Origin of the sequence: Globicatella sulfidifaciens DSM 15739, from assembly GCF_900167405.1 — a bacterium.
GTDB classification, from domain to species: Bacteria; Bacillota; Bacilli; order Lactobacillales; family Aerococcaceae; genus Globicatella; species Globicatella sulfidifaciens.
On record NZ_FUWO01000003.1, the window covers coordinates 35,519 to 60,673 of the forward strand.

Here is a 25,155-nt window from a genome sequence, read left to right on the forward strand (position 1 = left end):
ATTACGCATAGAGCAAGCTAATCTCGTTTTTTATTTATAAACTTTGAATCAGTACCATATAAACAATTGTTCCAATACTAATACTTAATAATAAATTACGTTTGAATAAATGAATAATAATGACAACAACCGTTGCAATGAAACCATACCAGTTTTGTTGAGAAAATGGTATTTGATAATTTTTAAAAGCATAAATAACTAATAAAGCTAGAACAGCACTTGGTAAAACCTCACCCAAATATCGTACAAATTGAGGTGGTTCTTTACTTTCAGGAAAGATAAGAAACGTAATAAAACGAGTGGTCATGGTACCTAAAACTACCACTAGAATTGTCAGAATTTGTTGTGTATTCGTCATCTTCATCGCTCCCAACTACTAGGCTTCGTTATAAAAAATTGAAAAGAAAAAATGAGTATAATTATTACCATCGCAGGAATCATAAAATTTTCTGCCCCAAATACGATAAGACTTAATAGAGAGGCCAACAAACCAATAAATACGGAATGATGTTGTTTTTTCTTAAGCCAGTGATCGAGTAATAACACAATAAAAAGCGCATTTAGGACAAAATCAATCCCTTGAGTATCAAAAGGTAAATGATTACCAAAAATAGCACCTACAGCTGTACCAAACACCCAATACATTTGATTTAACCAAGTAACATGAAAATAGACCCAACTTTTATCTAAGTATTCCGGAATATCAAGTGAAACATTAATCGAAAAAGTTTCGTCACACATGCCAAAAATAATAAAAAATTTCTTCCAACCTAAATTTTTAAATTTATCCAGCATCGATAATCCATAAAATATATGACGAGCATTCACCATGAGCGTTAATAAATAGGACATTATCGGATTAAAGGTTCCTAATAACATACTCATGGTGACAAACTCCATTGACCCGGCATAGACGATAGCACTGGTTATAATAGGAAACAGCGGATGAAAACCTAAAGAAGTGGCGAAGATACCATAGGATATGCCTAAAAATAAAAAACCTGTAAAAATTGGGATTGTTTTGGGAAAAGCAAATTTAAAAGCGTCTTTCATTCTCATGCTCCTTTACAAAAAAATAAGGTATCATAGTACCTAAAAGTTTTTAATAAAAAATTAAAAACGTATTAGCATTACTTAATTTTATTTTAACCACCTACTTTAGTCAAGTTTTGTGAGTTGTTTAAATTAAGTTGCTTGACTGATATGAAATTGGTAAAATACTAAAAGTATATGAGGTGATAATAAATGAAAAAAATAACCATTGCTATTGATGGACCGGCTTCTTCGGGTAAAAGTACAATCGCCAAAGAAGTCGCTCAACGATTAGGAATAGCTTATATCGATACTGGTGCGATGTATCGCGGTATTACTTTAGCATTAATAGAGCAAAATATACCTTTCGCTGATGTCAATCAAATCGTGGCATTGATGAATCAAATAAAAATGGAATTTAAAATAATTGAAGGGAGTCAGCATCTTTTCATTGAAGGAGAAGATGTCTCGAAAAAAATTCGTTCAGTCGAAGTAACCGAAAATGTTTCAGAAGTCGCTGCAATACCTGAAGTGCGCCAACACTTAGTAAGTCTGCAACAACGAATGGCTGAAGCCAGTTCAGTTGTAATGGATGGCCGTGATATTGGAACAGTGGTGTTACCTAATGCACCATACAAGTTTTTCTTTACGGCCAGTCCACAGGTAAGGGCCTTACGACGTTATAAAGAAAATATGGCAAAAGGTTTGACATCACAAAGCTTAGATGAGATAGAAGCAGCCATCATCGAACGGGATCGCTATGACTCGACCAGAGAACATAGTCCCTTAAGAAAAGCGGATGATGCGATTTTAATTGATACGAGTGACTTGACCATTGACGAAATCGTCACAAATATCATTCAATATGTTGAGAAATAAGTATTAAATTGATAGTTTTATCGCTTTCTTACTAGACGAAAGCTGATTTATTTGTTAAAATGTTCATTGTAGGCTCTTTATAACTAAAAAGAGCGACAATATTGTAGGTAACTGCTTAGGAGGAACTGGTAGATGTCAGAAGTTGAAAAGACAGAAATTGAAATGACTGAAGTAGAAAATACTGAAGTTGAAAGTACAGAAGTTGAGAATACTGAAGTTGAAGAAACTGAAGTAGCAAAAGTTGAAGATACAAAAGAGGAAGAAGCTCCTGTTGTATTAGAAACAATGGAAGATGCTTTAGATAGCGTCATCGAAATTAAGATTGGTGATACTGTAAAAGGTGATGTATTAGCCTTTGATGATAACCAAGTACGTGTTGCTATTAAAGAATCTGGTGGTTTAGAAGGTGTTATCCCTCGTAATGAATTATCAGAATCTTCATTTGAAGAATTATCAGATATCGTATCAATTGGTGATGAAGTAGAATTAGTTGTTTTAAAACCAATTAAAGATAAAGAAAATGGTAACTACTTATTATCTAAAAAACGCGTTGAAGCTAAAAAAGTTTGGGCTGAATTAAAAGAAAAAGCTGACAAAGGCGAAACAATTGAAGCACCTGTAAAAGATGTTGTTAAAGGTGGTTTAGTAGTTGATGCTGGTGTTCGTGGATTCGTTCCAGCTTCTATGGTTGAAGATCACTTTGTAGAAGACTTCTCCCCATACAAAGGTCAAACTTTAGAATTCAAGATCGTTGAAATCGATGATATGGATAATCGTTTAATTTTATCTCATAAAGAAATCGCTAGAGCTGAACGTGAAGCAAAACGTGCAGAAATTTTATCTAATTTAGAAGTGGATTCTATTGTTGAAGGTAAAGTTGCGCGCTTAACAAACTTTGGTGCCTTTATCGATTTAGGTGGGGTTGATGGATTAGTTCATATTAGCCGTATTTCACACCAACACATTAACAAGCCAAGTGATGCGTTAACAATTGGTGATACCGTTCAAGTGAAAGTATTATCAGTTGATGAAGAAAAAGGACGTATTTCATTATCAATTAAAGACACTCTACCTGGACCTTGGGATAATATCGAAGAAAAAGCAAGTGAAGGAACTGTCTTAAAAGGAACTGTAAAACGTTTAACTGATTTCGGTGCGTTCGTTGAAGTATTCCCTGGAGTTGAAGGTTTAGTTCACGTTTCACAAATTGCTCATGAGCACGTTGCATCTCCTGCTGATAAATTAGAAGAAGGTCAAGAAATTGATGTTAAAGTTTTAAGTACTGATGCTGAAAATCAAAGATTATCTTTATCAATTAAAGCTTTATTAGAAAGACCAGCTCAACCAGGAAGAGAAGAACAAGCTTTTACTGAAGGCCGAGCAGCAAGACCTGCACGTTCTAATAACCAACGTCCAAGAAGAAATAGTGGACAAGCTCGTCGTCAAAATAATTCGAATACAAAAACAACATATTCAGATTCAAATGACACTGGCTTCACAATTGGTGATGTATTTGGAGATTTACTTGATGGTTTCAAACCAGAAGGTGAATAATCGATACTTTAAATAAAGTCAATCAGGCTGTGACCTAAGTCGCAGCCTTTTCTTATGAAATTTTTTGGAGGTGAACAGATGAGTATTCCTACAGTTGCTTTAGTTGGAAGACCCAATGTGGGCAAATCAACCGTATTTAATCGTTTAGTAGGGGAACGAATTTCCATTGTTGAAGATTATCCTGGTGTTACCCGTGACCGTATATATGCAAAAGGGGAATGGTTAGGCAAAGAATTTCGTTTAATTGATACGGGTGGGATTGAGATGATTGATGAACCGATCATGAATCAAATCCGTTATCAAGCACAAATTGCGATTGATGAAGCAGATGTCATTCTCTTTTTAACGAGTGCAAGAGAAGGCGTAACAGATGCTGATGAAGAATTATCAATGTTACTGCATCGAACTAATAAACCGGTGATCCTTTTAGTGAATAAAGCCGACAATCCAGAACAACGTCAACAAGTTTGGGAGTTTTACTCACTTGGCCAAGGTGATCCTTTCCCCGTATCTGGGGCACACGGAACAGGGTTAGGTGATGTTTTAGATAAGATTTTTACCTATATTCCAGAAGACGCTCAAACAAAGGAAAATGAGGACGTAATCAAGTTTAGTTTTATTGGACGTCCGAATGTGGGGAAATCTAGCTTAGTCAATGCCATCTTAAAAGAACAGCGAGTGATTGTTTCCGATATGGAAGGGACAACCCGAGAAGCGGTTGATACTTATTTTACCACTGACAATGGTCGTGAATTTAATATGATCGATACGGCTGGTATTCGTAAACGGGGTAAAGTTTATGAAAATACCGAAAAATACAGTGTGTTAAGAGCCTTATCTGCGATTGATCGTAGTGATATTGTCTGTTTAGTAATTGATGCTGTAACAGGTATTAGAGAACAAGATAAAAAGGTTGCCGGTTATGCTTATGAAGCAGGCAAAGGAATTGTTATTTTAGTGAATAAATGGGATGCGGTTGATAAATCGGAAAACTTATTCGAAGAATTCACCAAAGATATTCGTGCACAATTCCAATACTTAGAATTTGCCCCAATTTTGTTCGTCAGTGCCAAAACAGGGCAACGATTGAATCGATTACCAGAATTATTAGAAATGATTTATGATAATCGTCATCGTCGTATTCAATCTTCTGTTCTTAATGATGTATTAATGGATGCTGTCGCAATGAATCCAACTCCGACTGATAAAGGTCGAAGATTGAAGATCTATTATATGACTCAAGTAGCCGTTAATCCCCCAACTTTTGTTGTCTTTGTCAATGACTTAGAACTGATGCATTTCAGTTATGAACGTTTTTTACAAAATCAGCTCCGTGATTCTTTTTATTTTGAAGGAACACCAATAAAATTAATTGTCAGAGAGCGTGAATAGTAGTCTTTTTATTGAATTCATCATAAAGATGTGCTATTCTGATATAGAAATAACTATTGAAATTTATTTCGATGTAATACTCTTAAAGAGTAAAAATTAAGGAGGAATTTACTAATGGCAAATAAAGCAGAATTAGTAGAAAAAGTAGTAGCTAAAACAAACTTAACTAAGAAAGATGTAACTGCAACTGTAGAAGCATTATTCGAAACAATTCAAGAAGAATTATCTGCAGGTGAAAAAGTTCAATTAATCGGCTTTGGTACATTTGAAGTTCGTGAACGTGCAGCTCGTAAAGGTCGTAACCCTCAAACAGGTGAAGAAATTGAAATCGCTGCTTCTAAAGTTCCAGGATTTAAAGCTGGTAAAGCATTAAAAGACGCAGTTAAATAAGTTTAAAATTAACTAAGATAAAATGGACAGAAAATGGAAAGTTTAATTTTTCCTTTCTGTCTTTTTTTATATAGAATGATCGATAATAATGGTGATTTGACTTTTTTGGTTTGAAGAGATAAATATCATCTTAATGGTTCAATGTTGTGTGAACTCGGCTGACCGCTTCAACTCTGTCCAATGATTCACTGACAGACCATTTAAGATTTATAAGAGTCAAAATTTTATTTTGATTTAAAACATGATATAATACAATAGAGTTTTGAGAATGAAAAAGGAGAATCAATATGTCTCTTGCCCAGGAACTATTTAAAGAATATCAAACAGTTGCGAATGGTTATAGCTTAATTCAAGAATTAGAATATTATTTGCAATTAGCAGTTGAAGAAAATGACACTTACTTAGAATTGACTGAATTAGCTCAGTTATTTGGACGTAGTGGTTATCTTGATTTGAAAATCGCTTTATTAAATGAATTGTGGAATATAAAACCGGATGTTGAAATTGGCTATTTATTAGCACAACAAGCTTATGATTTAGATCAAATTGAGCAAGCGGCTGAGTGGATAGACAAACTATCCCATTTTACGATGACTGAAAAAATGCGCCTTTTACAAGCTCATATTGCGGGTAAACGAGGGGATACACATCAACAAAAAATGTTACTCGATCAATTATTAAAGGAAAATCCCCAATCTGCGACATTGTATTATTACCAAGCTCAGTTTTACTTAAAGGAAAATGATTTTATCAAAGCTAAAGAATTTTTGAATGTTATTTTGGACTACTTTCCGCAAAGTCAATGGGCTAAGTCTGCACGTTCATTATTAATTAATACGATGATAGACAGTGAATTCATTGATCCTGAGCAATTATCCAATTTGATAGCAAACAAGCAATTACCCGAATTTGAAACTGCTACAGATTGGTTGCAAATTGCCAAAGCGTCCTTTGTTGTTGAGGATTATGAACAAGCACTTGCATTTGCTAAGCAATCATTTGAACTGGATAAGGACAATTTAGATAGTATTTTTCTTCAATTACAAATTGCTGTCATCCAACAAGACGTAACAGCTGCTAAGAATTTTTTAGAATGGCTAGAACGCAATATCCCTATCGGGCATGAATTAATTGGTGAAATGAGCCAATTAGCAGCACAAATGGATTTATTAAGCGATTCATTAATCGAAAAGCTAATTGATTATACTTTATTATTAGAAGATAATAGTGAACAATTCCAATATATTCAACTTATTACCCATTATTATGTTAAAATGAATCAAGCAGCACCACTAGAAGCATTTGCTGATATGATGGCTGAAGAGATTGAAGAACCTGCATCGTTAAGTTATGCTTATGCTAAATATTTTGAATTATCCAATAATTTTGTTGAGGCTGAAGCTTATTATTTAGATGCCATTGAATTAGCTTTAAATATACCGACATTGGTTTATGAATTAGCCCAACTGTATCTTAAGTTCAATGAAAAAGAATTAGCAGCCCCCTTAAAGACACAGTATCAACACACGCTTTATGATATACCGGAATTAAGACAGTTAATAATTGAGTAGGAGGGATAAAATGATGATTAACCGCAATCAAAGAAAGAGACAATTCTTAGACTGGCTTATTAAACATTTCAAGCACCAAAATCCGGTGGTTAATCAATTTTTATATTTTTTAATGACCGAACCCAATTGTATTCAGTACATTACGTTTACTGAGCAGAGTCATTATACTCCAAGAGGTATTTATATTTCATATCATACTAAAAGCAACCAACCTTTTGTTTATTATAAAGATTTTCGAAAATATACTTTATGTGAACAAGCTTTTCATGATTTTCGCTTAAATTACCAAGTTAATCGTGATCAATTTTATCTTGAAATTGATATCCCGAATGTTTATGCAGTGTTATATGAGTTTGATATTTTTGAAGAAAATCCTTATCTACCAAAAGATGAGCAATTTGAAGAGAATACGGATGTGTTTTTAGAACAATTAACGCTGGATGTTCAAATAAAGATTTGGCGCCAAAAAATTGATGAAGGATTAAGTAAGCATAATTACGAGCAGGTTGAATATTATTTACAATTAATCGAGAAAGCAAAGGGTGAGTAAATGAAAATAGAATTAACAGATCCTTTGTTTCTGGAAGCTCAACCGATATTAAAGCGAATTGAGTCTCATGGTTATGAGGCTTATTTTGTTGGTGGATGTGTCCGTGATACATTATTGGGTAAAACAATCCATGATATTGATATTGCTAGTAGTGCTTTACCAAATGAAATTGAAGAGATTTTTTACAATACAATTGATGTGGGAAAAGAACACGGCACGATTATTGTAGTAGAAAAACATATTCCTTATGAAATTACGACCTTTCGAACTGAAGGAAATTATTCTGATTTTAGACATCCTGATACCGTAAATTTTGTCCGAGATTTAAGAGAAGATACTTTAAGGCGTGATTTTACTATCAATGCTTTAGCTTTTGATGCAGAAGGGCAATTATTCGATTATCATCATGGTGTGGAAGACCTTCAAGCGCAATTGATTCGGGCGGTCGGAGTGCCAGCGGAACGATTTCAAGAAGATGCACTTAGAATTATCCGCGCTATTCGTTTTGCTAGCCAGTTAGGTTTTACCATTGAACCTTTAACTTTTGAAGCCATTCAACAATATGCCCACTTATTACCTAAAATAGCAGTTGAAAGAGTTAGAATTGAATTGAGTAAATATTTTCAAGGAAGTCATTTCAAAGATAACGCACTACTATTATTTGATACCCAGATTAGTCAGCATTTACCATTATTAGATGGTTTAGATTGTCAAAAGGCTTTGCAGTACATGAATGAACAGATACCACCGTCACTAATGATTGAAGAAAATTTTGCTTGGTTTTTATTCGCCAAAGGCTTAGGGTTAACCGTCACGCAAGCTAATAAGTTTTTAAGAAAATGGACACATAGCAATCATTTAATTCAAGATGTTAAAGATTTTTATGAACTGGATAAAATAATACAACAAGGTCCATTAACCCTTTGGGAAGTTTATCATTATAAAATGGCACTAATTAAACCCATCGAAGCCAGACATCAGCACTTAAATCCTGATTATCAACCAGTTGCTAAAGAGCTGAAAAGTCAATTAGTAATTCATCAAAAAGCAGATTTAGTAGCTAATGGAAAGACCATCATGGGCTGGTTAGGTTTAGAAAAAGGAAATGCCCAATTAGGAGCTTTATTAAGAGAAATGGAATATCAAGTGGTAATGAGACAATTACCTAATGAAGAAGAAGCATTAAAAGCTTTTGCTTTAAATTATGGAATAGAGTAAGGATGAAGAGCATGGAAACAATCAAAAAAATTGCCTATGTGGATATTGAGACCACTGGTCCTAGTTTTTCTGAAGGGGATCGCATGATTCAAATTGCAGCCATTATTATTGAAAATGGCCAAATTATTGGCGAACATTCCATGCTAATTAATCCCGAACGAGAGATACCAACTCATATACAAAACTTAACGGGTATTAAACAAGAAGAGGTAGATAAAGCACCTACATTTGGCAAGGTGGCCAATTTATGGCTAAATCGATTACAAGATTGTCTTTTTGTGGCACATAATTTAGCCTTTGATTTGCCTTTTATTGAAAAATCTTTTGAAGCGAGTCATTTAACCTTTGATTGTAAATACGCATTAGATAGTGAATGGATTGCGCGTATTATGTTACCTAGTGCGACCGGTTTTAATTTGACAGAATTGGCCCAGAATTTAGGGATTGAATTTCATAATGCTCATGATGCGAAAATGGACGCATTGGTTACAGCTAGAATATTAAGTGATTTAGCTCAAGCTTTCTATCAACTACCGGGTGATGCTAGTGCAAAATTAGTGGATTTAAGTCGTTTTTTAAAACATAATGAACAGTACTTTTTTGAAAATCCAGGTGAGTTTATTTTAATAGATAACACCCTACGCATTTCACAAGCGAGTCAAATCGAGACGAAGCAGGAAGACCCATTAGCCAAATGGATTTTAAATCAATTTCAACTTAATGAACGTGTCATTGTAAAAGCCAATAGGGCACCATTACCACTCGATACTAAACGAAACTTAGTACATCAAATAACGGAACCTACTGTTTTTGTGACCAATGATGTCGAATATTATCAACATCATTTACCTCATTGTTTATCGTTGAAAAATAAGAATGAATTTTTAAGTCGAGCAGCTTTAAATTGGTTAATTGATCATTTACATCATTTGAACCTTAACCAGAATGAATTATTGCAGTTATTGGGAGTTTATCAATGGAGTTTTGTGACACAATCCGGTTTATTAGACGAATTAAATTCGGATATCGCAATTAACCAGATTTTCGAGAAGCATGTGCCATCCCATTTTATGTGGCATGATGATGCCTATTACCAGCGCTATTTAAAGATATTGACCCAGACCCCTTATTTATTAGTGAACCATCAACAAATATACAAATTAAAAGGATTGTTGAATTCAGCAATTTTAAAAACAGGCCATTACCAACTATTTATCGATGATTTGGGAGCATTCGTCTATCAACTTTATGCGTTCAATCGTTTAGAAATACCTCTCAGTCAACATTTTATTGAATTACAAAACTATTATGACTCGATTATGCAAATGGATGAACTACCTGAAACTTTAAAATCGTTAACTGAACCAATGCTATCAGCTTTAAAACAAATCAATGGTTTGTTAATTAGCTTATTAGATGAATTTAAAAAGGAATTTACTAGTTTTTCAAAAGTTCAAGTTCAACGATATCTTGTATGTGAACAGGAATTGAATCAGTATTTAATCAATCAATTAACAACGATTAAGCAGCAATTAGAGCAATTACGTGCTTTATCAAATGAATTTCATTTAGACTTTCAGCAGTATCTTGAGATAATCTTGAAAGGCATTAATTCACTATTAAAGGTATCTCTCAATAATGGCGATATTTTAATAAAATCGGTTCAGTTTAATCATAATTTTTTCCATTTAGTGTTAGAATATAATGATCTTCAATCTGATTTAGGTGTTACTACCATATTGGATGCCTTTAATAAAGTCCTAATTTTGGATCAGGATTATTTGGAAACAAAGCAAAATGTATTTGGGAATAACAACTTATTCGAATCATTAAAAAAAATCAATGTACCTGATATTTATTATCAAAAAAAATTGATTAAAATCCCTTTTGGTTATCTGATTGACGCTGAAAATGCAATAGAAATGAATGATTTCGAAGCGATGAGTTATTTTCAAGAAAAAGCTGCCAAAGCTCAAGTGGCTTTTTTAAAAGATAATTTAGAGCAATGTCAACAAAAGATAATGATTATTAGCCCTAATCGAGCAACTGTTGAGTATACTTATAATTTATTAAGTCATGATGGTACCTTCAAGCCTTATCAATTATTAGCTGAAGGCGTCACCGGCAGTGGTCGGAAAGTGATTCGAAATTTTAACGATAATGATCTTTCCATCATGATAATCAGTCGTCATAAAATAGAATTAGAACAATTACCCACTTATGATTTTATATTTGATATTTTTATTCATACGTTACCTTTCACCAGTCAAAATCATCCTTTAAGTAAAAAAATAAAACAGTTCAAAGGGTGGAGTAATAACCAATTATTTGATTATTACTTAATTGCTAGGATGTTAGGTGATTTTAGCCAAACCTTATCATTATTGAATGATTTTTATCCTGATTCGCAAATTTATTTGTTTGATGAACGCATTTATACTAAGTATTACTCCAGTCAAGTTCGGGAATATTTTGAACGTTGGATAAATTTTGAAATTATGGACTGACAGAAACTAAAAAAACTGGTAAAATAGTAATGTTGAAAACCATAAAGGAGGTCGAGGCATGAGTAAGAAGTTTATTTCATTTTTAACTTTCGTTTTATTAACGATTTTAGTCAGTTTAGTCCTTCTTTTTATGCGTACACAAGATAGTATTTATCGAGCGGAAGATGAAGCAGTCAAATTAATATCATATGATTTTAAAGTCGAGGATGTTAATAAATTTTATTGGAGTACTACTGATAAAACTTATTTTGCAGTCGATTTTAATGACGATAAAGGACAGCAACATTACGCAATCATTACGCAAGAAGGTGGCGAAACCAGCTATTATACTAAAGACGAAATTATAACAGAAGATGAAGCAACTTCTATCGTTTTGTACGATATGAAACCCGATAAAATTGTGCAAATGAGATTAGCACAAATTAATCAAGAGCCAATTTGGGAAGCAACGATTAAAAATAATAATGGTACTATCACTTATTACATCATTAGTGCAAAAGATGGTACTTGGATTCAAACTATCGAAAATATTTAAATTTCAGGAGGCAATATGGAAACAATAACAATGAAACAAGCAGCTCAGTTTGTTGGTCAAGAAGTTCATATTAACGCTTGGGTGACGAACAAAAGAAGTAGTGGTAAAATCGCCTTTTTACAATTGCGTGACGGTACATCTTATTTCCAAGGGATCGTCGTTAAAGCAGACGTGAGCGAAGAAGTATTTGAATTAGCTAAATCATTAGGGCAAGAATCAAGTATTATTTTAACTGGAGTTGTTCAGGAAGATACTCGTTCAGCATTAGGCTATGAATTATTAGTAAAAGATATTCAAATAGTAGGTGAAAGCCACGATTATCCAATCACACCTAAAGAACATGGTACAGATTTCTTAATGGATCATCGTCACTTATGGCTACGTTCATCTAAACAACATGCCATCTTAACGATTAGAAATGAAATTATTCGTGCGACGTATCAATTCATGAGTGAAAATGATTTTGTAAAAATTGACCCGCCTATTTTAACGGGATCAGCACCGGAAGGAACTACAGAACTGTTCCATACTAAATATTTTGATGACGATGCCTTTCTATCTCAAAGTGGACAATTATATATGGAAGCGGCGGCGATGGCTTTTGGTAAAGTGTTTTCATTCGGACCAACATTCCGCGCTGAAAAATCAAAAACACGTCGCCATTTAATTGAGTTTTGGATGATGGAACCAGAAATGGCTTTCGTAGAACATGAAGAAAGTTTAGAAGTTCAAGAGAAATATGTGGCTTATTTAGTTCAAAGCGTTATTGATAATTGTCAATTAGCATTGAAAACATTAGACCGTGATGTTGAACAATTACGTAAATATACCATCACACCCTATCCCCGTATTTCATATACAGATGCCATTGAATTATTAAATAAAAATGGCTTTGATGATATTACTTGGGGGGATGATTTTGGTTCACCACATGAAACATTTATTGCCAGTCAATATGAGCAACCAATTTTCATTGTTAATTATCCAAAAGCAATTAAACCATTTTACATGAAAGTGAATCCTGAGGATCCTCGTACGGTATTATGTGCTGATATGATTGCACCAGAAGGTTATGGAGAAATCATTGGTGGTTCAGAACGTGAGATTGATTACGATGTTTTAGCTGAAAACATTAAAAACTTTGGTTTAGATTCTGAAACATATGCTTGGTATTTAGATTTAAGAAAATATGGTTCGGTTCCACATTCTGGATTCGGTATTGGTTTAGAACGTGCTGTTGCTTGGATTAGCGGAATTGAACATATTAGAGAAACGTCAGCATTCCCACGTTTATTAAACCGTATTTATCCATAATTTCCTTCAATTTTATTTTTACAAGATGAGGGTGCATTTCAGATTAACGAAACACCTGCAATAAAGGATACTCATTAAAGAGCTGATGAAGTAATAAGCAATTGACTATTTACTTCAGACTCGATGTTATATAATGAAATTTTAAACCCAAGTCAAGCTTAGGGGAGTGGGCCAAAGAAGGAACATGACTTTGTTTTTTCTTTAAGCTCACTCCTTATTTTATCAAAATGGAGTGAAGAAAATGTCGATGTTGCAACAATTTTTTAAAGAAGGTGTGTCACTGATTCCTAAGGGAATTATCACCCATTATAAAGAATTAGATTTAAGTCCTCAGGCTTTTATTTTATTATTATATTTAATCGATCATCAAGTTGAATTGCAAAGCGAAGCATATTTACAGCGGGTATCAGCAAATTTAGGGTGGAGTGAAAATGAATCCTATGAATTTCTATCTGAATTATTAACGAAGGAATATATTCAATTTGAAATGATTAAGGATCATAACGGAAAACAAATGGACATTATTTCATTAGAACCCCTTTACTTGTTTTTAGAAAGTTTTTATAAAAAAGATGAACCTGAATCACAAGATGGTTTAAATGAATCTGAACAAAAATCGTTAATTCAATTATTTGAAGGTGAGTTTGGTCGTAGTTTAACCCAATTGGAATTAATGCAAATAGCCGATTGGAAACAAATGGATCAATTTAATGATGAGGTCATTATATTGGCACTGCAGCAGGCCGTATTAAATCAAGCCATCAGTTTAAAATATATTGATCGTATATTACTAGATTGGAAAAAGAAAAATGTGCGGACTGTGCAAGAAGCAAAAAGAGAAATTGAATCATTTAATCAAGCCAAAACGGAGCGTAGTCGTCAAGCTAATTTGGGCAACCAAGTCCCAGAATTTGAGCCCTTTAAAGTCCCAGAATTTGACTGGAATCGATTTAAACCAGAATAAGGGGGAATGAACTTAAAGACTTAACCAAATATAATTTTTAGGGAGTGGGCAAGAAATAGAAAATCGAATGATTTTCGCTTTGTCTGTCCGCCCCCGCACAGTTGGGAGTGGACCAAAAGTAGAAAATCAAATGATTTTCGCTTCGTCTGTCCACCCCCGCACAGTTGAGTAGGTCTCAAGCAAGTCATTAAGACGCAGATTGAGACCACTCAACCCCTGCGTTTTTAATTTAATAACAATAACTTGATTGAATCTTCTAAGAATATTCTCAGCTACTCTAAGACGCAGATTGAGACTACTCAACCCCTGCGCTTTTAATTTAATAACAATAACTTGATTGAATCTTCCAAGCTTATTCTCAGCTACTTTAAGACGCAGATTGAGACCACTCAACCCCTGCGCTCCTTATTAACGAATCCTAATTTGACTAAATATTTATAGTTTAGGCATAGCCGGAAAAAATAGAATATAAAAAAAGCTCTAACGTTATTGTGAACTGCCCCCTGTCAAGTAGACAGGGAGCATATCATTGAACACGAATAGAGCTTTTTTTATTTTATTGAGTAGGTTCTTCAGTCACGGTTTCAGTTGCTTCTGGAGTGGTCTCAGGAGCTGTCTGTTCAGGTGCGGTTGTTTCTTCACCTGTAGTTGTTTCTTCAGTTGATTCGGTGGTCGCTTCTGATAAGGTTAGCGTAATCACTAAAGTATCTGACGCACTATTTCCATTAACAATTCTTAATTTAAGAACATATTGTCCAGATGTTGCTGGTGCTGAGATAGTAAAGGAAGTATTCGTTCCAGTATAAATGACGGAATCATTTAAGGATAACTGATAGACCGCATTTTGATCTAAATGACCTTGCCAGTATGCTTCAATTTGCTGAGCTTCTTGATTATAATTAGCATCAAATGCTGTTGGAGCATTGACATATTGTCCATAAGCAATTGATTCAGTGGTTGGAATATTGCTATCAGCTACGAATAATTCTTTTGAACGGGCTTCTTGAGGTGTATAAGGACCAGGCAACATAATAGGATCTGTATATTTTTCGATTTCTACTTCGGTTACTGAACGTGGTTTTTGCCAATCGGTAATTGGGACGTTCTTCATTAAGTAGGTCATCATTTCTTTATAGATGAGTTGAGGAATTCTCGTTTGCTCTAAGGTTAAATAATTACCAGATTCATATGGATTATCATAACCAACCCAAGTTGCAATGGCATATTGCGGTGTAAAACCGACATACCAGGCATCAGGTGCTGCATAGGTAGACTCATCAAGACCTAATTGAGTGAGTTGATCTTTAGTATAGTTAGTGGTACCTGTTTTACCTGCGTGAATAATATTATCGATACCAGAGGCTGTGGCGAAAGTACCTGGGACACCTTTTAAAATATCGGTTAACATATAAGCAGTTGAATCTTTCATGGCTTGTTGAGAAACAGTTTCATATACTTCTTCTGTACCTGCTGCGGTAATGATTTTATTCACTGTATAAGGACGATTATATTGACCATAATTGGCAATCGCAGCATAAGCTCCCGATAATTGAATCGGAGTCACTTCACCACCAATCGCATTGGCTTCGACTAATTCTTTTTGATTATTATTTAAAATGTTAATCTCAAGTTTTTGTAAGAAAGCATAGGCATTATCTAATCCAACTTTTTGTAACATTTTTAGAGCGGTAATATTTCGAGAACCAGCTAAGGCTTCACGGATTGTCATTTTTCCTTTATATTCAAAATCAAAGTTATAGATTTCATCTCCATTAGAATAAGTCATTGGTTCATCTACAACTAATTGACCCGTTGAGTAATTTAAGTATTCGATGGCGGGACCATAAGCGGATAGTGGCTTCATCGTTGATCCTATACTTCGATTTAAAGTATTGGCACGATTTAGTCCTAAGACAACATCTTGTTTACGACCTCCGGCAATGGCTTGTAACGCACCGGTACTAACATCGATGACAGATACAGCGGTTTGCATATTATTATCAGGGAAGACGACCGCATCATTATCATTAACGGTTTGATATAATTTTTTCTGTGCGTCCAAGTTTAAATTAGTATACACTTCGACTCCATCAGTAAAAATATTGATATTTGATTTTTCTTGTACTTCTTTAGCCACGACATCTAGATAAGCGTCAATGACATAGTCAATATCATCAATGGTATTATTATCCAGTGGTACTAACATTGATTCAATTGAAGTGTCTACTGCTGTTTGATAATCACTTTGTGAAATTAAGCCACGATCATACATAACACTTAATACTAAATCACGACGTTCCTTTGCGGCTTCGGGATAAGAATAAGGATCATAATCAGAGGGTGCTTGTGGCAAACCAGCTAGTAGGGCAGCTTCAGCCAGTGTTAAATCAGCTAGTTCTTTATTAAAAAATCTTTTGGCAGCTGTTTTAGCACCATAGACATTATTAGAATAGAAAAGTTTATTCAAATATAAGGTTAATATTTCTTCTTTTGAATACTTTTGTTCGATCTGTAAAGATAACCATGCTTCTTGTGCTTTTCTTTCAAGTGTCTGATCAGTAAAATCGGTGGAGAACACTGATAATTTAATTAATTGTTGTGTAATAGTACTACCACCTTCACGCAATTGGCCAGCTCTTAAATTAGCCAATAGTGCTCCAACAATACGAATCGGGTCAATACCGTGATGTGAGTAGAAGCGAGAGTCTTCAATCGCTAATACAGCAACCTCTAATACTTTTGGTATTTCACCGTCAGTCATTAATTCCCGATTTTGTCCGCCCAAGGTTTTAATCAGTTCACCATTTTGGTCATATATTTTGGAAGAAACTTGACCACGGAGGTCCTCTCCAGAAATCTGAGGTGCATTCATTGCATAATAACCAAAAAGAGAAGCACCACCAATCATCACCAAAAAGAATAAAGCCACTAAAACAATGAAGATGCGTTTTAGCCAATTTTTACCTTTGTTTTTACGAGGACTTTGTTTTTTTCTATTTTGATATTTTTTTCGTTCTACACGACTACCTGTTGCCATATTACTACTTCCTTTCAACAAACAAATTATTCTCTGGATTCAATATATTGATCTAATGCAGCTAAATAATCAATTATTGGGAATAGACCTTCTTTGCACAAAAATCCTTCTTGTTTTATAAATTCATAAGTTAAACTTTGTTTTTTACTTTTTTTAATTTCACTATCTACTTTTTCATAGGGAATGATATAAGTTTCATTATGAGCAGCAAAAGATAAGATTAAAAACGCAATTCCGCCTTGTTCAATACATTGAAGCATATGCGTTCTTTGATGCTCTGGTAAATTTGCAAGGGGGAAACTAGTTTTATTTTTAGTTTCCTTTGCTTCAAAATCAATATAAAAGCCTTGATAAACACCATTATAATCCGTTGTTGAAGCATGACGATAATAAGCTTCTACTATTTTGGCAGCACTTCTGCGCGGATAGTCAACCTTCACTACTTGAACCGGAGTTGGTTTTTTATGAATAACAGCCAGATGATGCGTTAAATAATACTCATTGGATTGATTGATTTTATCTTCGAGTGACATTCCACGACTACCGTATATAGTATTGTGAGTATGCTCGGTCTTTTTTGTATGATGGTGATTCGGTTTGGAACCAGTTGGATAATTAATCATTCTCATACCTCCTAACAGTCATTATACTAAATAATCGTTATTTAGAATAGATTTAGAGAGTTTATTTTTATAATAGCACAAAAATATGTCTTTTTTATGAAAAATCTCGTGATAAAGGGGTATTAATATTTACAAGATGCAACTTTTAGAGTAAAATAAGGGAGTATGTTAAATATTAGATAATGTGGAGGTTTATACAAAATGACAACAAATTTTGAAAAAACATCAGTAAATGAAGGAATCTTAACGTTTGAAATTCCTGTAGAAGATATTAGAGAGGGATTAGACAAAGCGTTCAAACGAGTACAAAAAAATATAACTGTACCAGGATTCCGTAAAGGAAAAGTTCCACGTCAAGTATTCAACAATGTTTATGGAGAATCAGCTTTATATGAAGAAGTGTTAAACTCTACATTACCTAAAGCTTATGAATCAGCTGTTAAAGAAGCAGAGTTAGATGTGGTAACTCAACCGGAAATTGATGTTAAATCAATGGAAAAGGGTCAACCATGGGTATTAACTGCAAAAGTTACTTTAAAACCTGAAGTAAAATTAGGTGAATATAAAAACTTAGAAGTTGAAAAACAAGACACAACAGTAACTGACGAAGACGTAAAAAATGAAATCGAATCTAAACGTAAAAATTTAGCTGAATTAGTTGTTAAAGAAGACGCAGCTGAATCAGGTGATACAGTAGTGATTGATTTTGAAGGTTTCGTTGGTGATGAAGCATTTGAAGGTGGAAAAGGTGAAAACCATTCATTAGAGTTAGGCTCTAATTCATTTATCCCTGGATTTGAAGAACAATTAGTTGGCGTAAAACCTGGCGATGAAAAAGAAGTAGTGGTAACTTTCCCAGAAGAATATCACGCAGAAGATTTAGCAGGTAAAGAAGCAACGTTCAAAGTTAAAGTTCATGAAGTAAAAGCTTTACAATTACCTGAATTAGATGATGAATTTGCAAAAGATGCAGATGACTCAGTTGAAACTTTAGCTGAATTAGAAAATAAAATTCGTGTTGATTTAACTGAATCTAAAGAAGCAGCTGCTAAAGAAATCGTTGAAGATTTAGCTATCCGTAAAGCTGTTGAAAATGCTGAAATCGTTGAATTACCATACGAAATGGTTCACGAAGAAATTCACCGTCAAATGGATCACTTCTTAAATAACTTAAAACGTCAAGGTATTGACAAAGAATTATACTTCCAAATTACAGGTTCTTCAGAAGCAGATTTACATGATCAATTCGGTGAGGAAGCTGAATTAAGAACAAAAACGAACTTAGTTTTAGAAGCAATTGTTGAAAATGAAGATTTAACTGTAACAGATGAAGAAATCGAAAATGAAGTCAATGAATTAGCTACTCAATACCAAATGTCAGTTGATCAAGTTAAACAATTCGTTTCTAACGATATGTTAACTTCAGATATTAAATTGAAAAAAGCAATGGAATTAATTGTTTCAACTGCTGTACAAAAGTAATTAAGACATTTTATTAGCTAATAATAAATTATGTGAGCTACAATAGGAACAGGGATGGCAATGGGTCTTTCTATTAGAATAGGACCAATTTATTGCATCCCTGTTTCGCCAGTATATAAGAAAAAATTTTGAGCAAGGAGGAAATCAATTGAGTCGAATTAATACTCGAACAAATGATTATTATTGCTCATTTTGTGGGAAGTCTCAAGATGAGGTAAATAAAATAATAGCAGGTCCTGATGTCTATATCTGTGATGAGTGTGTAGCATTATGTCAGACTATTATTGATGAAGAAAATAATTATAAGAAGCAAAACGATCAAATCAATATTTTAAAACCAAGTGAAATTTTAAATTCATTAAATGAATATGTAATCGGTCAAGATGAAGCAAAAAAATCTTTAGCAGTTGCCGTCTACAATCATTACAAAAGAATTAGTCATAATGATACAGGAGAAGATGGTGTTGAATTACAAAAAAGTAATATTTGTTTAATTGGACCTACTGGTTCTGGTAAGACCTTTTTAGCACAAAGCTTGGCTAGATTATTAAATGTGCCATTTGCAATTGCCGATGCGACCACTTTAACTGAAGCGGGATACGTTGGTGAGGACGTTGAAAACATTTTATTAAAACTAGTTCAATCGGCAGATTATGACTTAGATAGAGCGAGCAAAGGTATTATCTATGTGGATGAAATTGATAAAATTGCTAGAAAATCAGAAAATGTTTCCATCACACGCGATGTCAGTGGTGAGGGTGTTCAACAAGCACTCTTAAAGATTTTAGAAGGGACAGAAGCAAATATTCCACCAAAAGGTGGTCGTAAACATCCTAACCAAGATTTCTTAAAATTAGATACAAGTCAAATCTTATTTATTGTTGGGGGAGCTTTTGACGGTGTCGAAACCATTGTCAAAGAACGTTTAGGAAGCAAAGTAATTGGTTTTGGTAACAATAGCGGAAAAGTTGACGAAACAAAGAGTTTAATGCAACAAATTACGCCAGAAGACTTATTGAAATTTGGTTTGATTCCTGAATTTATTGGTCGATTGCCAATCGTAGCTGCTTTGGAAAAATTAACTGAAGATGATTTAGTGGCCATTTTAACAGAGCCTAAAAATGCTATTGTAAAACAATACCAAAAATTGCTAGCCATTGATGATGTCAAACTTGAATTTGAAGAAGATGCTTTAAGAGCAATAGCGAAAAAGGCGATTGAAAGAGAAACTGGCGCGCGTGGTTTAAGATCAATCATTGAACATGTGATGTTAGATGTCATGTTTGAAGCGCCAACGCATGAGGAACTCAAAAAAGTGGTTATTACTAAAGAGAGTATTGATGGAATTAAAAAACCGGATTATTATGGCAAACGTAATAAAAAATTAAATTAAGAGGTGAATCAAGTGCATGTAACGAAAGCTGAATTAGTGATCAGTGCTGTTAGTCCTAATCAATATCCTGATGATAATCAACCTGAAATTGCCTTAGCGGGACGTTCTAATGTTGGGAAATCATCCTTTATTAATAAGATGATTAATCGTAAAGGATTAGCGCGCACATCAAGTCAACCAGGGAAAACTCAAACATTGAATTTTTATAATATTGATGACTTATTCAGATTCGTCGATGTACCTGGTTATGGTTATGCGAAAGTCTCTAAAACAGACCGTCAACGATGGGCTAAAATGATAGAAGAGTATTTATTAAATCGAGAAAATATTCGGGTATTATTGTTATTAATGGATTTTCGTCACGAGCCTACACAATTGGATCTTGCGATGAAAGACTTTGCTGAAGAATCCGACATCCCTTATGCGATTGTGTTAACTAAATTAGATAAAGTTAAAAAGAGTCAGTGGAATAAACATTTATCAATGTATAAAAAAGCACTGGATTTACCCACAATTGATGCATTATTTCCTGTTTCATCGGAAACAGGAGAAGGGTGCCAAGACATTTGGGATATTATTGAATCAGTGATAGAATAAAAGAGGTGAAGCGATTGAGCTTTATTCCTGCAGAGACCATTAATGAGATTAGAGAAAAAACAGATATTGTAGATGTAATTGGACAATATGTTCAATTAACAAAGCGAGGCAATAGTTATTCTTGTTCCTGTCCATTTCATGAAGACCGCAATCCTTCTTTTTCGATTCATAGTGATAAACAAATATTTAAATGTTTTAGTTGTGGACGTGGTGGTAATGTTTTTACATTTTTGCAAGAAATAGAAGGCATCAGTTTTCCTGAAGCAGTCCAAAAAGCAGCTGAATTTTCTGGTGTACCATTAGATCCCCGGTATATTAATCAAGGGTCTGTACAAAATGAACGTTTTGCAGATTTATTCGAAATACATGAAAAAGCAGCTACGTTTTATGCTTATTATTTAAATCAAACTAATAATGGACGTGATGGGTTAAAATATTTAACGGATCGTCAGATTGACAAAAAAATGATTGAACGTTATTTAATCGGATTGGCCCCTGAAAACTCAGAAGTGCTGTATCAATATTTACTAAAAGAAGGTTATAGCAATCAACAATTAGTCAATAGCGGTATTTTTTATCAAAAAGATGATCAAGTCCTAGTCGATCGTTTTAGGGGACGGGTAGTTTTTCCTCTACGTAATCAACAAGGAAAGGTAGTAGGTTTTTCTGGTCGTATTTTTGGAGAAACTCAATCAGAGTCTAAATATATCAACTCACCTGAAACGGATATATTTCAAAAAAATCAGTTAATTTTTAATTTAGATTTGGCAAGACCTGAAATTAGACGTTTAAAACAAGCTATTGTTTGTGAAGGATTTATGGACGTTATTCGAATGGATCAAAATGGCATCATGAATAGTGTTGCAACCATGGGAACTAGTTTAACTACACATCATCTCGAACAACTGACGAAAATGGCACAAGAAATTGTTTTTGTGTTTGATGGTGATGATGCCGGTCAAAATGCGACCAATCGCGCCTTTGAATTGAGTCTTCCTTTTAAGAATAAACATTTCAAGAGTGTGCGCATCCCTAACCGAATGGACCCAGATGAATGGCTCCAAGCGAATGGTGGGGAAGCTTTAAAGCAATTAATTCAAAATGCTAACAACCGTTTCAGTTTTCAACGAGAGTTTTTAAAAACACAATTCAATTTACAAGACGAACAAGGATTAGCTCAATATATTGAAAAGGTGATTGGGTTAATTGCCATGATTGAATCACCTATTGAACAACAATTAAGAATTCAAGATATTGTGAAAGAATATGGCATTGATGAAGCCATAGTTAAAGAACAGATTGCTCGTTCCAAACAGCATTCAAATCAAGGTAATTCTTATTATTCATCAACTAATGATAATGAAATAAATTTTGATAGTACAGATCGCGCTTTTAGTCAAATCGTAGAAAGAAAAGAATTAACAATTCAATCAAAAAGGGCTTATGAAGCAGAAAAATTGATTATCCAGAATTTGATTTATCATCAAGATGCTTGGTTTTATTTGGAACAACATTATAAGCAACCTATTTTTTATCATCCTTATTTCCAAGAATTATTTTTTAAGTTAGAATATTATTACTATGATAAAGGGCTGTCATTTCCGATGACAGGATTGGAACAGGAATTAGAAGATGAGTTACAACAACTTTATAGGGATATTATATGGGACGCTAGACAATTATCTTATGATGATGTGGTCATGAGTGATTGTTTTAAAGTCATTAAACAATCCTTTATAGAGCAAGAAATTCTCGAGTGGAAAGAGCGATTAAAGACTTTCCAAAAAGAAGGTAGAAAAACAGAAGTATCTGAAGCAATGGTAGAAATACTTCGTTTAACGAGACAAATAAAGATTTAAGGAGTTGGGCGTATGGCTGAAGAGAAAGATAATCTTAAAGAAACAACTAATGAAGTTAGCGTCTCCTATGAAGAAGCTGTAAAGCGATTAATCGCTGAACGTAAATTAATTGGCCAAATTAAATACGATGATTTATCAGACCAAATCGCAAGTAAGTATGGTTTGGATGCTGATGATATGAATAAATTAATTCAAAAAGTAGAAGATAATGGAATCGCGGTTGTAGGTGAAGATGGTGGACCGACTAAACAACAAATGATCAACGAAGAAGATGTTAAAGTTGATGAACCTGAACCAACCGCAGCTGAAAAAGCCGCTGCAACTAAATTAAAAGTAAGTGACCCCGTTCGTATGTACTTAAAAGAAATTGGGCGCGTACCATTATTAAGCGGTGAAGAAGAAGTTGAATTGGCGATTCGTATTAATCAAGGTGATGAACTGGCAAAACAAGAATTAGCAGAAGCGAACTTACGTTTGGTAGTTTCAATTGCCAAACGTTATGTCGGCCGTGGTATGCAATTCTTAGACCTTATTCAAGAAGGTAACATGGGACTGATGAAAGCGGTGGAGAAATTTGACCATACAAAAGGTTTTAAATTCTCAACATACGCAACATGGTGGATTCGTCAAGCAATTACCCGTGCAATTGCTGATCAAGCCAGAACAATCCGTATCCCAGTGCACATGGTGGAAACGATTAATAAATTAGTACGTGTTCAGCGTCAATTATTACAAGATTTAGGACGTGAACCGACACCAGAAGAAATCGGGGCGGAAATGGACCTTTCGACAGAAAAAGTTCGTGAAATCTTGAAGATTGCTCAAGAACCTGTTTCTTTAGAGACGCCAATTGGTGAAGAAGATGACTCCCATTTAGGAGACTTTATTGAAGACGAAGCAGCAATGAGCCCAGAAACTTTTACTTCTTCTGCCTTATTGCGTGAGCAATTAGAAGATGTTTTAGATACATTAACCGACCGTGAAGAGAATGTATTACGTTTACGTTTTGGTTTAGATGATGGGAATATTCGCACTTTAGAGCAAGTGGGTAAAGTATTCGGCGTTACTCGTGAACGTATTCGTCAAATTGAAGCCAAAGCTTTAAGAAAATTACGTCACCCAAGTCGTTCTAATCAATTGAAAGACTTTTTAGAGTAGACTTATGCTCAAGCACTTAAGATGGCCTATTGCTATCTTAAGTGCTTTATTTCGATAAAAATAAAAATATTCGCTTGTTTATTTTAAATCATGTTATAATATGAATTATATGATATTAAATAAGATGGTGAGGTGTCCTTTGGAACAAACTTTTTATCAATTTATACGAAAATATACTGATTTTGATGCGAAAGATCCAATGAGTCGTTTAGCAAATGCGATACATCAGGATATTTCTTTTCCAAAACATGAAACTGATTTTGAAGTTATTTCGAAATATATGGAAGAAAATAGTCATTATTCAAAATTATTGAGCATATTTGATGATGCTTGGAATCAATATCAATATTAAAATTATTAATTAAACTAGGAGTGGAAAAAAATGAGTACACATATTGCTGCAGAAAAAGGGGCTATTGCCAAAACTGTTTTATTCCCAGGAGATCCGTTAAGAGCCAAATTTATTGCGGAAACATTTTTAGAAGATGTGGTTCAATATAATACCGTCCGTAATATGTTCGGTTATACCGGAACTTATAAAGGGGTAAAGGTTTCGGTACAAGGTTCAGGTATGGGAATTCCTTCAGCAATGATTTATGCTGAAGAATTATATCAAGAATATGGTGTTGAAACGATCATTCGTATCGGAACAGCTGGTGGAATGAAAGAGGAAGTTAAAGTGCGTGATATTGTTTTTGGAATGGGGGCAACCACTGATTCTAGTGCTTTAAGCAATATTTTCGAAGGTCAAGTTCATTACTCAGCGATTGCTTCTTTTGAAGTTTTGGACATTGCCTATCATATTGCTGAAAAATCAGCTGTACAAGGCATTCATGTTGGAAATATTTTATCGAGTGATCGTTTTTATAATGAAGAAATGGATAAGAAAAAATTAGCCCGTTATGGCGTGTTGGCCGTTGAAATGGAAGCAGCCGGTATCTATGCAGTAGCCGCTAAACACAATAAAAAAGCCTTAACGATGTGTACGATTTCCGATCATATTTTAACTGGCGAAGAAACAACCGCTGAAGAAAGACAAACAACTTTTACTCAAATGATGGAGATAGCTTTAGAAACAGCCGTAAAATTGGAGGCATAAT

At 34.1% G+C, this 25,155-nt stretch carries 23 protein-coding genes; 18 read left to right on the plus strand and 5 right to left on the minus strand.

Annotated elements, in window-relative coordinates:
* Positions 1 to 34: 34 nt before the first annotated feature.
* Together B5D12_RS02300 and B5D12_RS02305 are read right to left on the minus strand one after the other, a co-directional pair.
* On the minus strand, positions 35 to 358 hold the full coding sequence (locus B5D12_RS02300; RefSeq protein ID WP_234982894.1) for a branched-chain amino acid transporter permease: 324 nt from the start codon (positions 356 to 358) through the stop codon (positions 35 to 37).
* Positions 359 to 360: 2 nt separating this feature from the next.
* On the minus strand, positions 361 to 1,053 hold the full coding sequence (locus B5D12_RS02305) for an AzlC family ABC transporter permease (RefSeq protein ID WP_200802986.1): 693 nt from the start codon (positions 1,051 to 1,053) through the stop codon (positions 361 to 363).
* 192 nt (positions 1,054 to 1,245) lie between these two features.
* On the opposite strand from B5D12_RS02305, the gene cmk reads away from it, so the two are divergent.
* The 11 genes from cmk to B5D12_RS02360 all read left to right on the plus strand — a co-directional run bounded on the left by cmk (position 1,246) and on the right by B5D12_RS02360 (position 13,906).
* Positions 1,246 to 1,911 carry a (d)CMP kinase gene (gene cmk / locus B5D12_RS02310; protein WP_078755307.1) on the plus strand — a complete coding sequence of 222 codons (666 nt, stop codon included), beginning with the start codon at positions 1,246 to 1,248 and terminating at the stop codon, positions 1,909 to 1,911.
* Positions 1,912 to 2,196: 285 nt separating this feature from the next.
* Entirely contained in the window at positions 2,197 to 3,465 is a 1,269-nt protein-coding gene (gene rpsA / locus B5D12_RS02315; RefSeq protein WP_234982898.1) for a 30S ribosomal protein S1, read from the plus strand.
* Positions 3,466 to 3,543: 78 nt separating this feature from the next.
* Positions 3,544 to 4,857: a ribosome biogenesis GTPase Der gene (gene der, locus B5D12_RS02320; RefSeq protein ID WP_078755309.1), complete on the plus strand. Its 1,314-nt coding sequence runs from the start codon at positions 3,544 to 3,546 to the stop codon at positions 4,855 to 4,857.
* A 114-nt stretch (positions 4,858 to 4,971) separates the two neighbouring features.
* The gene (locus tag B5D12_RS02325) at positions 4,972 to 5,247 is read left to right on the plus strand and encodes an HU family DNA-binding protein (protein ID WP_066126414.1); all 276 of its coding nucleotides are present in this window, start codon (positions 4,972 to 4,974) and stop codon (positions 5,245 to 5,247) included.
* A gap of 287 nt (positions 5,248 to 5,534) precedes the next feature.
* Complete coding sequence (locus tag B5D12_RS02330; RefSeq protein WP_078755310.1) at positions 5,535 to 6,818, plus strand: tetratricopeptide repeat protein; 1,284 nt, start codon at positions 5,535 to 5,537, stop codon at positions 6,816 to 6,818.
* Positions 6,819 to 6,828: 10 nt separating this feature from the next.
* Entirely contained in the window at positions 6,829 to 7,368 is a 540-nt protein-coding gene (locus B5D12_RS02335; RefSeq protein WP_078755311.1) for a YpiB family protein, read from the plus strand.
* Positions 7,369 to 8,586 carry a CCA tRNA nucleotidyltransferase gene (locus B5D12_RS02340; protein WP_078755312.1) on the plus strand — a complete coding sequence of 406 codons (1,218 nt, stop codon included), beginning with the start codon at positions 7,369 to 7,371 and terminating at the stop codon, positions 8,584 to 8,586.
* A gap of 11 nt (positions 8,587 to 8,597) precedes the next feature.
* Positions 8,598 to 11,093 carry an exonuclease domain-containing protein gene (locus B5D12_RS02345; RefSeq protein WP_159443835.1) on the plus strand — a complete coding sequence of 832 codons (2,496 nt, stop codon included), beginning with the start codon at positions 8,598 to 8,600 and terminating at the stop codon, positions 11,091 to 11,093.
* A 58-nt stretch (positions 11,094 to 11,151) separates the two neighbouring features.
* Complete coding sequence (locus tag B5D12_RS02350; RefSeq protein WP_078755314.1) at positions 11,152 to 11,628, plus strand: hypothetical protein; 477 nt, start codon at positions 11,152 to 11,154, stop codon at positions 11,626 to 11,628.
* Between the two features lie 15 nt (positions 11,629 to 11,643).
* Positions 11,644 to 12,942 (plus strand): asparagine--tRNA ligase, encoded by a 1,299-nt coding sequence (asnS, locus tag B5D12_RS02355; RefSeq protein ID WP_078755315.1) that lies wholly within the window; start codon positions 11,644 to 11,646, stop codon positions 12,940 to 12,942.
* A gap of 241 nt (positions 12,943 to 13,183) precedes the next feature.
* Entirely contained in the window at positions 13,184 to 13,906 is a 723-nt protein-coding gene (locus B5D12_RS02360; RefSeq protein ID WP_078755316.1) for a DnaD domain-containing protein, read from the plus strand.
* A gap of 126 nt (positions 13,907 to 14,032) precedes the next feature.
* Here B5D12_RS02360 and B5D12_RS02365 read toward each other — a convergent pair whose 3' ends face one another.
* From B5D12_RS02365 to recU, 3 genes are all read right to left on the minus strand, one after another.
* The gene (locus tag B5D12_RS02365) at positions 14,033 to 14,299 is read right to left on the minus strand and encodes a hypothetical protein (protein ID WP_078755317.1); all 267 of its coding nucleotides are present in this window, start codon (positions 14,297 to 14,299) and stop codon (positions 14,033 to 14,035) included.
* A 163-nt stretch (positions 14,300 to 14,462) separates the two neighbouring features.
* Positions 14,463 to 16,943: a transglycosylase domain-containing protein gene (locus B5D12_RS02370; protein ID WP_078755318.1), complete on the minus strand. Its 2,481-nt coding sequence runs from the start codon at positions 16,941 to 16,943 to the stop codon at positions 14,463 to 14,465.
* Positions 16,944 to 16,969: 26 nt separating this feature from the next.
* Positions 16,970 to 17,566, minus strand: a complete 597-nt coding sequence (gene recU / locus B5D12_RS02375; RefSeq protein WP_078755319.1) for a Holliday junction resolvase RecU — start codon at positions 17,564 to 17,566, stop codon at positions 16,970 to 16,972.
* A gap of 201 nt (positions 17,567 to 17,767) precedes the next feature.
* Here recU and tig point away from each other — a divergent pair, with 201 nt between their 5' ends.
* From tig to deoD, 7 genes are all read left to right on the plus strand, one after another.
* Positions 17,768 to 19,048 (plus strand): trigger factor, encoded by a 1,281-nt coding sequence (gene tig / locus B5D12_RS02380; RefSeq protein ID WP_078755320.1) that lies wholly within the window; start codon positions 17,768 to 17,770, stop codon positions 19,046 to 19,048.
* Between the two features lie 148 nt (positions 19,049 to 19,196).
* The gene (clpX, locus tag B5D12_RS02385) at positions 19,197 to 20,441 is read left to right on the plus strand and encodes an ATP-dependent Clp protease ATP-binding subunit ClpX (protein WP_078755321.1); all 1,245 of its coding nucleotides are present in this window, start codon (positions 19,197 to 19,199) and stop codon (positions 20,439 to 20,441) included.
* A 12-nt stretch (positions 20,442 to 20,453) separates the two neighbouring features.
* Positions 20,454 to 21,038, plus strand: a complete 585-nt coding sequence (yihA, locus tag B5D12_RS02390) for a ribosome biogenesis GTP-binding protein YihA/YsxC (RefSeq protein WP_078755322.1) — start codon at positions 20,454 to 20,456, stop codon at positions 21,036 to 21,038.
* Between the two features lie 14 nt (positions 21,039 to 21,052).
* The gene (gene dnaG, locus B5D12_RS02395; protein WP_159443836.1) at positions 21,053 to 22,897 is read left to right on the plus strand and encodes a DNA primase; all 1,845 of its coding nucleotides are present in this window, start codon (positions 21,053 to 21,055) and stop codon (positions 22,895 to 22,897) included.
* Positions 22,898 to 22,909: 12 nt separating this feature from the next.
* Entirely contained in the window at positions 22,910 to 24,055 is a 1,146-nt protein-coding gene (gene rpoD / locus B5D12_RS02400) for an RNA polymerase sigma factor RpoD (protein WP_078755324.1), read from the plus strand.
* Positions 24,056 to 24,194: 139 nt separating this feature from the next.
* Complete coding sequence (locus tag B5D12_RS02405) at positions 24,195 to 24,407, plus strand: YozE family protein (protein WP_234982895.1); 213 nt, start codon at positions 24,195 to 24,197, stop codon at positions 24,405 to 24,407.
* Between the two features lie 30 nt (positions 24,408 to 24,437).
* Positions 24,438 to 25,154 carry a purine-nucleoside phosphorylase gene (deoD, locus tag B5D12_RS02410; protein ID WP_078755326.1) on the plus strand — a complete coding sequence of 239 codons (717 nt, stop codon included), beginning with the start codon at positions 24,438 to 24,440 and terminating at the stop codon, positions 25,152 to 25,154.
* Position 25,155: the final 1 nt, after the last annotated feature.